This is a genomic window from Pseudomonas sp. JE3303, from assembly GCF_056312565.1.
In genome coordinates, this window is the sequence record NZ_JBWGIF010000015.1 from 183,351 (window position 1) to 198,040 (window position 14,690).

Genomic DNA, 14,690 nt, shown 5'->3' on the forward strand with positions numbered 1-14,690 from the left:
GGGAAAACCCATGAAAAGAATCGCCTTGCTGATGGGCGCGGCCCTGCTGTTCGCAGGATTTGCCCAGGCAGCGGAAAAACCGCTGATCCGTATCGGCGCACGGGGCTTCACCGAACAGACCGTGCTTGCCGAAATCACCGCTCAATACCTCAACGCCAAAGGCTACGAAGTCCGTGTCACTGGGAGCCTTGGCAGCAGCCTGGCGCGCCAGGCACAGGAAACCGGGCAACTGGACCTGATGTGGGAATACACCGGCGTTTCGCTGGTGGCCTACAACCACATCGAGGAACGCATGCCCAGCAGCGCTGCGACCTACGCCAAGGTCAAGGAACTCGACGCTCGAAAAGGGCTGATCTGGCTGACACCTTCAAGGTTCAGCAACACCTATGCGCTGGCCTTGCCGCGCAAGGTGGCCGAGGCCTACCCGCAGGTCAATACCATCACCGACCTCAACCAGGTGCTACGTGACGAGAAGGCGCGCAACCACCTGCTGGCGCTGGACACCGAGTTCGCCAACCGGCCCGATGGTCTAGTCGGGCTGAAGGAAACCTACGGCCTGCAAGTGGGCCGCGAGAACATCCGCCAGATGGACGCGGGGCTGGTCTACACGGCCTTGCGCAACAACCAGACCTTCAGCGGCCTGGTGTACACCACCGACGGCCGGCTGAACGCGTTCAACCTCAAGCTGCTCGAGGACGACAAACACTACTTCCCCGACTACACCGCCGCGCCGGTCGTTCGCAAGCAGGTGCTGGACGCCAATCCGCAACTCGCCGCCCAGCTCAAGCCGCTGGCGGAGCTGTTCGACGATGAAACCATGCGCCAGCTCAATGCCAGGATCGACGTCGAACACCAGAGCCCCAGCAAGGTAGCCGCCGAGTTCCTGCGCCAGCATCCGATCAGCGAGGTACAGCCATGAGCATGCTCGACACCTTTGTCCACCTGGACTGGGCCCTGGTCCTGCAACTGACCTGGCAGCACATTACTCTGGTGGGAATCGCGGTAAGCCTGGCGATTCTGTTCGGTGTGCCGCTGGGCATCCTGATGACCCGCTTCCCGTCCCTGGCCGGTCCGCTGCAGGCCAGTGCCACGGTACTGCTGACCATTCCCTCGATCGCCCTGTTCGGCCTGCTGCTGCCGTTCTACTCCAAGTTCGGCCAGGGTCTGGGCCCGCTGCCGGCGATTACCGCAGTCTTTCTTTATTCACTGCTGCCGATCTTGCGCAACACCTACCTGGCGCTGACCAATGTCGAGCCGGGCATCCGTGAAGCGGCACGCGGCATCGGCATGACCTTCGGCCAGCGCCTGCGCATGGTCGAGCTGCCCATTGCGGTGCCGGTGATTCTTGCCGGCGTGCGTACCGCCGTCGTCATGAACATCGGCGTCATGACCATCGCCGCGACCATCGGCGCCGGTGGCCTGGGCGTCCTCATCCTTACCTCCATCAGTCGTAGCGACATGTCGATGCTGCTGGTCGGCGCCGTGCTGGTCAGCCTGCTGGCGATCATCGCCGACCTGCTGCTGCAATGGCTGCAACGTACCCTGACTCCAGAAGGACTGCGCAAATGATCGAACTTCAAAACCTCAGCAAAACCTTCAAAGCCAACGGCAAGGACGTCAAGGCAGTCGACTCGGTGAGCCTGACCGTCAACGAAGGCGAAATCTGCGTATTCCTCGGCCCGTCGGGCTGTGGCAAGAGCACCACGCTGAAAATGATCAACCGCCTGATCACGCCCACCTCGGGCAAGGTACTGATCAATGGCGAGGACACCACCGGCCTGGACGAAGTTACCCTGCGCCGGCGCATCGGCTACGTGATCCAGCAGATCGGTCTGTTCCCCAACATGACCATCGAGGAGAACATCACCGTGGTCCCCCGCCTGCTTGGCTGGGACAAGCAGAAGTGCCACGACCGTGCTCGCGAGCTGATGAGCGTGATCAAGCTCGAACCCAAGCAATACCTGCAGCGCTACCCGCGTGAACTGTCCGGTGGCCAGCAGCAGCGCATCGGCGTGATCCGGGCGTTGGCGGCCGATGCGCCCGTCCTGCTGATGGACGAGCCGTTCGGCGCGGTCGACCCGATCAACCGCGAGATGATCCAGAACGAGTTCTTCGAGATGCAGCGCGCGTTGAACAAGACCGTGATCATGGTCAGCCATGACATCGACGAAGCGATCAAGCTGGGCGACAAGATCGCCATCTTCCGCGCGGGCAAGCTGCTGCAGCTTGATCACCCGGACACCTTGCTGGCGCACCCGGTGGACGAATTCGTCAGCAACTTCGTCGGCCAGGACAGCACCCTCAAGCGCCTGCTGCTGGTGCGTGCCGAAGATGCCGCGGACAATGCCCCGTCGGTGAGCCCGGAGACCCCGGCCAATGATGCCGTCGAGCTGATGGACGAGCATGACCGCCGCTACGTGGTGGTCACCGACGCCGGCAACAAGGCCATGGGCTATGTGCGCCGCCGTGACCTGCATCGTCAGCAGGGCACCTGTGGTGACTTCCTGCGTCAGTTCAACGCCACCGCCTCGCATGACGAGCACTTGCGCATCCTTTTGTCGCGGATGTACGAGTTCAACCGCTCGTGGCTGCCGGTACTGGATGCCGAGCAGGTGTTCCTGGGCGAGGTAACGCAGGAATCGATCGCGGCCTACCTGAGCTCGGGACGTTCGCGAGGAGGCAAGACGAGCATCGTTTCGCCGGCGGACGCGGTGGCCTCCTGATCTGAATCTGACCCGAAGGGTATGTTATCGGTGCCGGCCTCTTCGCTGGCAAGCCAGCGAAGAGGCCATCGGATCCAGAGATATTTTCGTGGCCATAAATATGAACAGCAGCCCCTTATCAGGCTGTTTTGGCTCCTACATGACCAACGGTCCACATCCCGTTCTCCCTCTTCCGTGCAGCGAACCTCGTCCATCGTTCCCCCTCACGCCATCCCCAGCCAAACCTGCCCTATTCCACAATATTTAACGCCCGGCAGCCCTCGCGGAACATCCACTGCCCACACGCGTCCGATGCCTGTAAAGCTGCAATATTTTTTGTTGATCTTGATCCCCTCAGGTCCTAAAGTTCGCGCCGAACGTCCATGCTGGAAACGATCCATCCGGGGAAGTAGGCGAACCAAAGTGGGGATACGGAGGACGTTCAGCTGCAGCCACTTATTTTTTCAGTTTGCCCATGGAGTCCCTGAGCATGTCGATCCAGGTCGAAGATTATTTCGCGCGTGAAACCTTCCAGAAAATGAAGGCATTCGCCGACAAGCAGGAAACCCCTTTCGTCGTCATCGATACCCAGATGATCAGCAAGGCCTATGACGACCTGCGTGCCGGGTTCGAGTTCGCCAAGGTCTACTACGCCGTCAAGGCCAATCCGGCGGTCGAGATCATCGACCTGCTCAAGGACAAAGGCTCGAACTTCGACATCGCCTCGATCTACGAGCTGGACAAGGTGATGAACCAGGGTGTCAGCGCCGACCGCATCAGCTACGGCAACACCATCAAGAAGTCCAAGGACATCCGCTACTTCTTCGAGAAGGGCGTGCGCCTGTTCGCCACCGACTCTGAAGCCGACCTGCGCAACATCGCCAAGGCCGCGCCGGGCTCCAAGGTCTACGTGCGTATCCTCACCGAAGGCTCCACCACCGCCGACTGGCCGCTGTCGCGCAAGTTCGGCTGCCAGACCGACATGGCCATGGACCTGCTGATCCTCGCCCGCGACCTGGGCCTGGTGCCTTACGGCATCTCCTTCCACGTCGGTTCCCAGCAGCGCGACATCAGCGTATGGGATGCGGCCATCGCCAAGGTCAAGGTGATCTTCGAGCGCCTGAAGGAAGAAGACGGCATCGTCCTCAAGCTGATCAACATGGGTGGTGGCTTCCCGGCCAACTACATTACCCGTACCAACAGCCTGGAGACCTATGCCGACGAGATCATCCGCTTTCTGAAGGAAGACTTCGGTGACGATCTGCCGGAAATCATCCTGGAGCCTGGTCGCTCGCTGATTGCCAACGCCGGCATTCTGGTCAGTGAGGTGGTGCTGGTTGCACGCAAGTCGCGCACTGCGGTCGAGCGTTGGGTATACACTGACGTGGGCAAATTCTCGGGCTTGATCGAAACCATGGACGAGTCCATCAAGTTTCCGATCTGGACCGAGAAGAAAGGCGAGATGGAAGAAGTGGTGATCGCAGGTCCGACCTGTGACAGCGCCGACATCATGTATGAGCAGTACAAGTACGGCCTGCCGCTGAACCTGGCGATCGGTGACCGGATGTACTGGTTGTCGACAGGGGCGTACACCACCAGCTACAGCGCGGTGGAATTCAATGGCTTCCCGCCGTTGAAGGCGTACTACCTGTAAGCATTCCGGGGCCGCCTTGCGGCCCATCGCGGGACCAGCCCGCTCCCACAGGATCCGGACTCACTCCACCTTGTGGGAGCGGGCTGGTCCCGCGATGGACTGCAGCGCAGTCCTGGCTTTACATCTGCGCCAACCGCTCCCGATACCGCTCCGCCATCCCCCGCACCCTCGCATCTCCCGCCCGTTCCAGCTCAGGAATGCTGCTGCGCAGAAAGTTCGCATTGCCTGCCTCCAGCGCCCGCTGCAACCAGCCCAGCGCTTCGCCTACCTCACCCTGCTCCGCCAGCACCGCTGCATGGCTGAACTGCCCGCGGAAATCTCCCGCCTGCGCCGAACGCCGGTACCAGCGCCGGGCCCGGGGGAAGTCCGCGTCACAGGCGATCCCCAGCTCGAGATAACGGCCTAGCAGGTTCATCGACTTGGCATGCCCCTCCTGCGCCGCCCGGCGGTAGGCCGCGAAAGCACCCGCCTGGTCTTGTGCCACGCCCCTGCCAGTGCCAAGCATGTTGGCGTAGTTGTACAGTCCCCAGTCGAGCCCCGCCTGGGCCGCGGTGCGGTAATGCGTCACCGCCTGCGCCAGGTCCTGCTCGCCGCCCCAGCCATGTTCCAGGCAACGTCCGAGCATGTTGTGCGCCATGGCGCTCCCGCCTTTGGCGGCGATGGTGAACCATTGCCGGGCCAGCACAGGGTCACGCTCGATGCCGTGGCCGTCCAGCAGGATCTGGCCAAGCAGCAATTGCGCCTGGACGATACCTTCGCGCGCAGCGGCAAGAATGGCTTGGGCAGCTTGCCCCGGGCTGTCTTCGAGCATGCTGCGCAGCTGATCGGCGTCGACGTTTTCTTCACGTCGCAGGTTGTAGCTCATGTCAGACCTCGACCCAGCGGCGCAAGAGATTGTGATACGTCCCGGTGAGCTGAATCAACGCCGGATGATCGGGTACATCGGCGGTCAGTTGCTGAATAGCGTTGTCCATCTCGAACAGCAAGGCCCGCTGGCTGTCCTCTCGCACCAGGCTCTGGGTCCAGAAAAACGCCGCATAGCGCGCCCCGCGGGTGACCGGGTTGACCTTGTGCAGACTGATGCCGGGGTACAGCACCAGGTCGCCAGCGGGCAGCTTGACCTGCTGCTCGCCGTAAGTGTCCTGGATCACCAGCTCGCCCCCGTCATAGCTGTCGGGTTCGCTCAGGAACAGGGTCGAGGACAGGTCGGTGCGAACCCGCTCATGGCTGCCGCGCGGTTGGCGCAAGGCGTTGTCGATGTGAAAACCGAAGTTGCCGCCTTCGCGGTAGCAGTTGACCAGTGGCGGGAAGACCTTGTGCGGCAACGCCGCCGACATGAACCGTGGGTTGCTCCAGAGGCGCTCGATCAGCGCGGTACCAATTTCCTTGGCCAGGGGGTGCCCTTCAGGCAGTTGCAGGTTGTGCTTGGCCTTGGCCGACTGGTAGCCGGCGGTAACCTTGCCATCCGCCCAGTCGGCCTGCTCCAGGGCCACGCGTATGCGTGCCACTTCGTCGGCAGTGAAGAGCGCGGGAATGTGGAGAAGCATGGGACGGTACCTGAGGGGCAAGGGCGCCAATGGTATTGATTCCCATTGGTTCACCACAAGTCAAAAATGACAGCTGTTGTGTCAGCGGGAAGATCCATTCACAAAAAATGTGTAAATTTTGTAAAGACGGTGTGAATAAAAACAATTCTCAATTGTTACTAACAATTCTTTACATTATATTTCGCAGCCTAAAAATACCGGGTAGGACCCATTCACCATGCTGCGTCATTACGTGCCTTCTGCTGTGAGTTCCCCTCGTCTGCTTGCTTCCGCCATCGGCGTCGCGATCAGTGCCACCTCCGTCTACGCTGCGGACCCTGTTGCCAGCACTGCCGCCATTGCCCTGGACGCAACAAGCGTGACCGGCACAGCTGAGCAGGCCAGCACCGACTACAAGGTCGAGAAGGCATCGTCCTCCAAGTACACAGCGCCACTGGTGGATACACCGCGCTCGGTAACTGTCATCCCGCAGCAGGTGATCAAAGACACCAACGCCCTGAGCCTGCAAGATGCCTTGCGCACCGTTCCAGGCATTACCTTTGGTGCTGGTGAAGGCGGCAATCCACAGGGCGATCGTCCGTTCATCCGCGGTTTCGACGCGCAAAGCGACACCTATCTCGATGGCGTGCGTGACACCGGCGCGCAGACCCGCGAGATCTTCGCCGTCGAATCGGTCGAAGTGGCCAAGGGCCCGAACTCGGCCATCGGCGGTCGCGGCGCGGCTGGCGGCACGATCAACCTGGTGAGCAAGCGCGCGCACCTTGGCAATTCGTTCGACGCGGGTTACACCTGGGGCAGCGACCAGACGCAGCGCTACACCCTCGATGGCAACTACCAGTTCAGCGACAGCGTGGCCGGGCGCCTCAACCTGATGAGCCATGAAAGCAACGTGGCCGGCCGCGACAAGGTCGACTACGACCGCTGGGGGATTGCCCCGTCGCTCGCCTTCGGCCTTGGCACTCCGACACGGGTCAACCTGGACTACTACCACCTGGAAAGCGACGACCTGCCGGATTCGGGCATCCCCTACACCGTACCCACCGGTGGCACCGGCAACCGTACCTCGGCCCACCCAAGCAAGCCCTATGACGGCGGCGACAGCGACAACTTCTATGGCCTCACCGGCCGCGATTTCCGCAAGAGCCGCGTGGACATCGCGACCTTTGCCGTCGAGCACGACCTGACCGATGCGCTGACCATCAAGAACACCCTGCGCCACGGCAACAGCATGCAGGACTACATTCTCACCCAGCCCGACGACAGCAAGGCCAACGTCAACAACGGCAGCGTCTGGCGCCGGGCCAACAGCCGCGTGGGCAACACTGCCACCACCACCAACCAGACCGACCTGTTCGGTGATTTCTACGTGGCGGGCTTCAAGAACAGCTTCTCCACCGGCATCGAGCTGAGCCGCGAGGAAAGCGAGCGTTCGTCGTATACCGTAAACACCGATACCACGCCGGCCACAGCTGCCAGCACCACCAACTGCACGCCGGGGATGATCGCATCCAGCGGCTACAACTGCACCTCGCTGAGCAACCCGAACCCGGATGATCCGTGGAACGGCAGCATCGCGCGCAACTACGCCGGCACCACTACCAAGAGCAAGACCCGCGCGATCTACGTGTTCGACACGCTGGAGCTGTCGCCAGAGTGGCTGCTGAACATGGGCCTGCGCTACGATCACTTCGATACCGACTACAAGACCTACAACGCCGCTGGCACCACCACCGCCAAGGGCGAGGACACCAGCGACTTCTTCACCGGCCAGCTGGGCCTGGTCTGGAAGCCGACCGACAACGGCAGCGTGTATGTGTCGTACGCTACGTCCGCGACCCCGCCAGGGACGATGCTTGGAGAAGGTACGGAAACCAACCCTCTGCCAGGCAGCACCGACCGTGCCGGTAACCTGCTCCAGAGCGACATGGAGCCCGAGGAAACCACCAACTACGAAGTCGGCACCAAGTGGGACCTGCTCGACCAGCGCCTGTCGCTGACCGCGGCACTGTTCCGCACCGAGAAGGAAAACGCCCGCGTCCAGGTCGATACCACTACCTACGAGAACGTCGGCAAGACCCGCGTCCAGGGCATCGAGCTGTCGGCCAGCGGCAAGCTTACTGACCAATGGCAAGTATTCGCTGGCTACACCTACATGCAGGCCCGTCAGATCGACGGCGGCCCGCTGGGCGCGGCCAACGATGGCAACCAGCTGCCCAACACCCCGAACAACAGCGCCAGCCTCTGGACCACCTACAGCCTGACGCCAAGGTTGACCATCGGCGGCGGCGCGTTCTATGTGGATGACGTGTTCGGCAGCGTGGCCAACACCACCATGGTCGACAGCTATGTGCGCTACGACGCCATGGCAGCCTACAAGTTGACCAAGAACGTCGATCTGCAGCTGAACGTGCAGAACCTGACCAACGAGGTCTACTACGACAAGGCCTTCTCGACCCACTTCGCCAACCAGGCCGCCGGGCGCACTGCGTTGCTGACCACCAGCGTTCACTTCTAAGGACCGCTGATCAGCAGGCCCCGCCCACGCCCGTGGGCGGGGCCTTCGTGTATCAAGGCATAATGCATCCCGCGCCCGTCGTGGCGGCAAGACAAGGTGATCGATGTGGTGAAGAAGTCGCTGTTTCAGTTGCACTGGTTCTTTGGCATTACCGCAGGCCTGGTACTGGCGTTGATGGGTATTACCGGCGCGGTCTATTCGTTCCAGGAAGAACTGCTGCGCCTGTTCAACGCCGATGTGCTCAAGGTCGAAGTCCGCCAGGAAAGCGTCCTGCCGCCCGCCGAGCTGGTGCGTCGGGTCGAGGCCGCGCAGGGCGACAAGGTCTCGATGCTGTGGGTCGATACCCGCGACGGCAATTCCGCACGCATCTTCTTCACGCCGCCACCGGGTGAGCGCCGTGGCCAGTTGCGCTATGCCGACCCCTACACCGGGGAACTCAAGGCCGATGCCACAGGCCAGGGCTTCTTCAATTTCATGCTGCAGCTGCACCGTTTTCTGGCCATTGGCGACACTGGCCGGCAGATCACCGGCGCCTGCACCTTGATGCTGATCTTCTTCTGCCTGTCGGGGCTTTACCTGCGCTGGCCGCGCAAGCCACTGAACTGGCGGGTGTGGCTGACGTTCGATTGGGCCAAGAAAGGCCGGGCATTCAATTGGGATCTCCACGCGGTGTTCGGCACCTGGTGCCTGCTGTTCTACCTCCTGTTCGCGCTGACCGGGCTGTTCTGGTCGTACGAATGGTATCGCGAAGGCCTCAATCGCTTGCTGGCCGATGTACCTCCTGCCGGTGAGCAGCAAAAGCGTGGCGAAGGCCGCGGCCGCCATGGCCCGCCCCAGGCAGACAAGAACGCCCCACCGCTGTTGGTCGACTACGACGCCATCTGGACCAGCCTGCGCAACGCTGCAGGTCCCGGCCTTGCGACCTACAACCTGCGCCTTCCGCCCGCGGGTGGCCAGCCGGCGACGCTCTTCTACCTGATGGAGAATGCCGACCACGAACGCGCCTTCAATACGCTGACCCTCGACCCCGCCAATGGCGCGGTGAAGCGTCATGAAAAGTACAACGACAAGTCGTTCAAGGCCCAGTTGCTGGCCAGCGTGTATGCCCTGCACACCGGCAGCTACTTCGGCCTGACCGGGCGCATCATCGTGACCCTGGCAAGCCTGAGCATGCCGCTGTTCTTTGTCACCGGCTGGCTGCTCTATCTCGACCGTCGCCGCAAGAAGCGCCAGGTACGGGCTGCCCGTGGCACGGTATCCGGCCCTGCCCCCCAAGGCGACAGCTGGCTGATCGGGTATGCCAGCCAGAGCGGATTTGCCGAACAACTGGCCTGGCAGAGCGCCGGGCAATTGCAGGCCGCAGGCATGCCGGTGCAGGTAAGGCCGCTTGCGGAGCTGGGTGAACATGACCTGCGCCAGGCGCAACGCGCGCTGTTCGTCATCAGTACCTTCGGCGACGGCGAAGCGCCGGACAGTGCCCGTGGCTTCGAGCGCAAGGTGTTAGGTCAGCCTTGGGTACTAGACAACCTTCACTACGCAGTGCTCGCCCTGGGAGATCGCCAGTATCCGCATTTCTGCGGATTCGCACGGCGCCTCCAGGCCTGGTTGGCGGAGCGCGGCGCAAACAGCGCCTTCAGCCCGGTCGAGGTCGACAGCGCCGACCCCGCTGCCCTGCAACTTTGGCAGCAGGAACTGGCGCAACTGACTGGTACCCAGCCTGTCGCCGCCTGGCAGCCGCCGAGCTATGGCAACTGGAGCCTGCACCAGCGCGCACTGCTCAACCCTGGAAGCCAGGGCGCACCGGTGTACCTGCTGGGGCTGCGGCCTGGCCAGCCGGCGAGCTGGGAGGCAGGCGACCTCGTCGAAATCATGCCTCGCAATGGCCAGCAACGGGTCATAGCCTTCCTCGCGGGCCTGGGGCTTGATCCGACCAGTCCCGTGCAGCTCGCCGGCCTGACTGAAACCCTGTCCCAGGCACTGGCCAGCCGCAACCTGCCCACCGGCCGCGAACACCTGGTCGGCGTGCACGCTCAGGCGCTGGTGGATTCGTTGGCACCGATCGGGCCCCGTGAATATTCCATTGCCTCCATCGCCAGCGATGGCGTGCTGGAGCTGATCGTGCGCCAGGAGCGGCTTCCAGACGGCAGCCTGGGACTGGGCTCGGGCTGGCTGACCGAATACCTGCCACTCGATGGCGGGGTCAATCTGCGCCTGCGCCGCAACAGCGCCTTCCACCTGCCGCCGGCATCGGTGCCGATGGTGCTGATCGGAAACGGCACCGGCCTCGCCGGCCTGCGCAGCCTGCTCAAGGCTCGGATCGTTGCCGGTGACCAGCGCAACTGGTTGCTGTATGGCGAGCGTAACCGGGCGCACGACATGCTGTGTGGCAAGGAATTGTCCGCCTGGCTTGAGAGCGGCGATCTCGTGCGGCTGGACCTGGCGTTTTCCCGGGATCAGGCGCAGAAGGTGTATGTGCAGGATGTGCTGCGCGAGCAGGCGGATCAACTGCGCCAATGGATAAACGACGGCGCCTGCGTGTATATCTGTGGCAGCCAGCAAGGCATGGCATCGGGAGTCGATGCGGTGCTGAACGAGGTGCTGGGTGGCGAGGCAGTGCAGCAGCTGATCGAGGACGGCCGCTACCGGCGGGACGTGTATTGAGGCCGCCGCCGCACCCTGGCAGCGGCGACCTCAGGGGCTCAATGCAGATCGAACGTATCGGCATCCAGGTTCGCCGGGAAACGTGTGCGGTAGGCCGCAAGGTCTGCCGCGCTCAGCACTGCGGTAAACACGCCATCCGCCTCCCCTGCGCTCAGCACGGTCTCACCCTGGAAATCCAGCACCTGGCTGTCTCCTGAATAGGCAAAGCCCTTGCCGTCCGTTCCCACCCGGTTCACCGCCGCCACATAACACAGGTTCTCGATGCCTCTCGCGGGCAGCAGGCGGTTCCAGTGCAGGCGCCGGGCCGCGGGCCAATTGGCGGTGTACAGCAGCAGATCGGTATCCTGGGGGTCACGGCTCCACACCGGAAAACGCAGGTCGTAGCAGATCAGCGGGCGGATACGCCAACCCTTGAGTTCAAATTGCACCTGGCGCTCGCCGGGGGTGTAGTGCTTGTGCTCGCCAGCCATGCGGAACAGGTGGCGCTTGTCGTAGTGCAGTATCTCCCCATCGGGCCGTGCCCAGAGCAGACGGTTTCGATGGCTGCCATCGGCGGCCTGGATGATCACGCTGCCGGTGACCACCGCATCGAGCTTGCTGGCCTGGGTCTTGAGCCACTTGCAGGTGGGGCCGTTCTCAGGCTCGGCGAGCTTTTCCGATTCCATGGAGAAACCGGTGGTGAACATTTCGGGCAGGATCACCAGGTCGACATCGCCGACCTGTTCCAGCAGCACCTCGAAACGCGCGTAGTTGGCCAGTGGGTCCTGCCAGGCCAGACTGGTCTGCACCAGGGCGATTTTCAGGTTGGGCAGTGCACTCAGATCGCGCATAGTCTTTCCGCTGCCTGGCGCAGCGTCTCCTCACGTTTGGCAAAGCACAGGCGCACCAGGCGCTGCTCGGGGATTGGCCGCTGGTAGAACACCGACACAGGTATCGTCGCCACGCCGTGTTCGCGGGTCAGCCACAGGGCCATGTCGACGTCGTTGAGGTCGGGCCGTATCTGCGAATAGTCGACCAGCTGGAAATAGGTGCCGGCGGTGCGGGTGAAGCGCAAGCGCGATGCCTGCAGCAGGTCGCAGAACAGGTCGCGCTTGGCCTGGTAGAAGGCCGGAAGCTGCTCGACATGCTCAGGGTGGCCAGCCATGAAATCGGCCAGGGCGCACTGCAGCGGGGTCACTCCGCAGAAATTCACATACTGGTGGACCTTGCGCAGCTCCGCGCTCAAGGCCGCAGGCGCGACCACGTATCCCGTCTTCCAGCCCGTGACGTGATAGGTCTTGCCGAACGAGCTCACCACGAAGGCCTTGGAATACAACGCCTCATGGGCCAGCACACTGGCGTGCTCTGCCCCGTCGAACACCAGGTGCTCGTAGACCTCGTCGCTGAGAACATGGATGTCCCGCTCGGCGATCAGCAACGCCAGCTTGTCCAGGTCGTCGCGAGTGATCAAGGCGCCGCTGGGGTTGTGCGGTGAATTGAGGACGATCATCCGCGTGCGTGGGCTGATGGCATCGGCAAGGCGCTGCCAGTCGATGCTGAAATCGCCGTCGCTCAGTTGCACATGCACGCAACGCCCACCTGCCAGCTCGACCGACGGCTCATAGCTGTCGTAGCAGGGGTCGAAGACGATGACCTCGTCACCGGGGTGAATCACTGCCTGGATCGCACAGAAGATCGCCTCGGTGGCGCCTGGAGTGATCGTGACTTCGCTATCGGCATCCACCGCTACGCCGTAACTGCGGGCGATCTTCGCCGCAACCTGCTGGCGTAAAGCTGGCAGACCGGTCGAAGGCGAATACTGGTTATGCCCAGCGAGCACATGCCTGGCTACTGCCTCGAGCAGGGGCTGTGGGCCATTGAAGTCGGGAAACCCCTGGGAGAGGTTCAGCGCGCCGGTTTGCGCGGCAAGCTGGGACATGGTCGTGAAGATGGTGGTGCCGACGTTCGGCAACTTGCTGGTGATCATGGAGCCCTCTTTCCGACTCGGGACGATGCCCGAGCATAGCGGATTGAAAGACCAGGTTGAAACACCCTGCCTGAACAGATCGGGCCGGATCTGTTCAGGCAGGGTTCCGGGATCAGCGCTTGTCTTTGCGCTTCTTCTCGGCCTTCTTGTGGTGCGACATCAACCGGCGCTTCTTGTTGACCTGGCGGTCGGTGAGCTGGTTCTTGTTACCCTCGTAAGGGTTGTCGCTGCCTTTGTACTCGATACGGATCGGCGTACCGACCAGCTTGAGCACGCGGCGGTAGGTGTTTTCCAGGTAGCGCGAGTAAGAGCGCGGTACTTTCTCGACCTGGTTGCCGTGGATCACGATGATCGGCGGGTTCGCACCACCAAGGTGTGCATAGCGCAGCTTGATGCGGCGGCCATTGACCATCGGCGGCTGGTGTTCGCTGACCGCATCTTCGAGAATCTGCGTCAGACGGTTGGTCGGCCAGCGGGTGACCGCTGACATGAACGACGCCTGTACCGACTTGTACAGGTTGCCGACGCCAGTGCCGTGCAGCGCGGAAATGAAGTGGATGTCGGCGAAGTCGACGAAGAACAGCCGGCGTTGCAGCTCGGTCTTCACGTAGTCGCGCTCGCCGGGCTGCATGCCATCCCACTTGTTCAGGGCGATGACGATGGCGCGGCCGGCTTCGAGGGCAAAGCCGAGCAGGTTCAGGTCATGGTCGACCACGCCTTCGCGGGCGTCCATGACAAAGATCACCACGTTGGCGTCCTTGATGGCCTGCAGCGTCTTGACCACCGAGAACTTCTCGACTTCCTCGTGGATCTTGCCGCGTTTGCGCACACCAGCGGTGTCGATCAGGGTGTACTTCTCGTCATCGCGCTGGAACGGGATATAGATACTGTCGCGTGTCGTGCCCGGCTCGTCGTACACCACCACGCGCTCTTCGCCGAGCATGCGGTTGACCAGGGTCGACTTGCCCACGTTCGGACGACCGATGATGGCGATCTTGATGCCATCCTTCTCGCTCGGACCAGGGATGCGCACCGCTTCCTGGCCTTCGGCGACGTCTTCGTCCAGCGCGTCCTCTTCCTTGTCGCGCGGCACGTCGCCCAGCACGGTCTCGAGCAAGGTGTTGATGCCACGGCCCTGGGCGCCTGCGACCGGAATCGCGTTGCCCATGCCCATCGGCGAGAACTCGGCGCGCGCGGTGTCGGGGTCGATGTGGTCAATCTTGTTGGCGACCAGGAATGACTGCTTGTTCCGCTTGCGCAGGTGCTCGGCGATCATCTGGTCGGCGGCGGTCATGCCGGCGCGGGCATCGACCAGGAACAGCACGTAGTCGGCTTCCTCGATGGCCATCAACGACTGCTCGGCCATCTTCTCGTCCATGCCCGCCTCGTCACCGGTAATACCGCCGGTGTCGATCAGGATGTAGCTGCGGCCCTGCCATTTGGCTTCGCCATACTGGCGGTCACGGGTCAGGCCCGACAAGTCACCGACGATGGCATCGCGGGTCTTGGTCAGGCGGTTGAACATGGTGGATTTACCGACGTTCGGCCGGCCCACCAGGGCGATTACGGGAACCATTCGGCTCTCCACTGCTTGAATTCGAAAAATACAAAAGCCGCTGCAGGGCAGCGGCCGGAGTTTGGGCGG

11 protein-coding genes are annotated in these 14,690 nt (G+C 62.5%); 6 read left to right on the forward strand and 5 right to left on the reverse strand.

Going from position 1 to position 14,690, the window contains the following annotated elements:
* The first annotated feature begins 10 nt into the window (after window positions 1–10).
* From AC0ZZU_RS21255 to AC0ZZU_RS21270, 4 genes are all read left to right on the forward strand, one after another.
* Window positions 11–919 (forward strand): glycine betaine ABC transporter substrate-binding protein, encoded by a 909-nt coding sequence (locus AC0ZZU_RS21255; protein WP_476343258.1) that lies wholly within the window; start codon window positions 11–13, stop codon window positions 917–919.
* Entirely contained in the window at window positions 916–1,569 is a 654-nt protein-coding gene (locus tag AC0ZZU_RS21260; protein WP_158459654.1) for an ABC transporter permease, read from the forward strand. The genes AC0ZZU_RS21255 and AC0ZZU_RS21260 overlap by 4 nt, the downstream gene beginning before the upstream one ends.
* On the forward strand, window positions 1,566–2,723 hold the full coding sequence (locus AC0ZZU_RS21265; RefSeq protein WP_476343259.1) for an osmoprotectant ABC transporter ATP-binding protein OsmV: 1,158 nt from the start codon (window positions 1,566–1,568) through the stop codon (window positions 2,721–2,723). The genes AC0ZZU_RS21260 and AC0ZZU_RS21265 overlap by 4 nt, the downstream gene beginning before the upstream one ends.
* Window positions 2,724–3,192: 469 nt before the next feature.
* Window positions 3,193–4,356, forward strand: a complete 1,164-nt coding sequence (locus AC0ZZU_RS21270) for a type III PLP-dependent enzyme (protein WP_476343260.1) — start codon at window positions 3,193–3,195, stop codon at window positions 4,354–4,356.
* 118 nt (window positions 4,357–4,474) lie between these two features.
* On the opposite strand, the gene AC0ZZU_RS21275 is transcribed toward AC0ZZU_RS21270, so the two are convergent.
* Window positions 4,475–5,221, reverse strand: coding sequence for a tetratricopeptide repeat protein (locus AC0ZZU_RS21275; RefSeq protein ID WP_476343261.1), 747 nt, complete (start codon window positions 5,219–5,221; stop codon window positions 4,475–4,477).
* A gap of 1 nt (window position 5,222) precedes the next feature.
* Entirely contained in the window at window positions 5,223–5,903 is a 681-nt protein-coding gene (locus AC0ZZU_RS21280; protein ID WP_476343262.1) for a Fe2+-dependent dioxygenase, read from the reverse strand.
* A 220-nt stretch (window positions 5,904–6,123) separates the two neighbouring features.
* Between AC0ZZU_RS21280 and AC0ZZU_RS21285 the strand changes: the two genes are divergently transcribed.
* Window positions 6,124–8,418, forward strand: coding sequence for a TonB-dependent receptor (locus AC0ZZU_RS21285; RefSeq protein WP_476343288.1), 2,295 nt, complete (start codon window positions 6,124–6,126; stop codon window positions 8,416–8,418).
* Between the two features lie 105 nt (window positions 8,419–8,523).
* The gene (locus tag AC0ZZU_RS21290; RefSeq protein ID WP_476343289.1) at window positions 8,524–11,079 is read left to right on the forward strand and encodes a PepSY domain-containing protein; all 2,556 of its coding nucleotides are present in this window, start codon (window positions 8,524–8,526) and stop codon (window positions 11,077–11,079) included.
* A 38-nt stretch (window positions 11,080–11,117) separates the two neighbouring features.
* On the opposite strand, the gene AC0ZZU_RS21295 is transcribed toward AC0ZZU_RS21290, so the two are convergent.
* The 3 genes from AC0ZZU_RS21295 to der all read right to left on the reverse strand — a co-directional run bounded on the left by AC0ZZU_RS21295 (window position 11,118) and on the right by der (window position 14,621).
* Window positions 11,118–11,909: an amidohydrolase gene (locus tag AC0ZZU_RS21295; protein ID WP_476343263.1), complete on the reverse strand. Its 792-nt coding sequence runs from the start codon at window positions 11,907–11,909 to the stop codon at window positions 11,118–11,120.
* Window positions 11,897–13,045 (reverse strand): pyridoxal phosphate-dependent aminotransferase, encoded by a 1,149-nt coding sequence (locus AC0ZZU_RS21300; RefSeq protein ID WP_476343264.1) that lies wholly within the window; start codon window positions 13,043–13,045, stop codon window positions 11,897–11,899. The genes AC0ZZU_RS21295 and AC0ZZU_RS21300 overlap by 13 nt, the downstream gene beginning before the upstream one ends.
* Before the next feature lie 112 nt (window positions 13,046–13,157).
* The gene (der, locus tag AC0ZZU_RS21305) at window positions 13,158–14,621 is read right to left on the reverse strand and encodes a ribosome biogenesis GTPase Der (protein ID WP_476343265.1); all 1,464 of its coding nucleotides are present in this window, start codon (window positions 14,619–14,621) and stop codon (window positions 13,158–13,160) included.
* Between the last annotated feature and the right edge of the window lie 69 nt (window positions 14,622–14,690).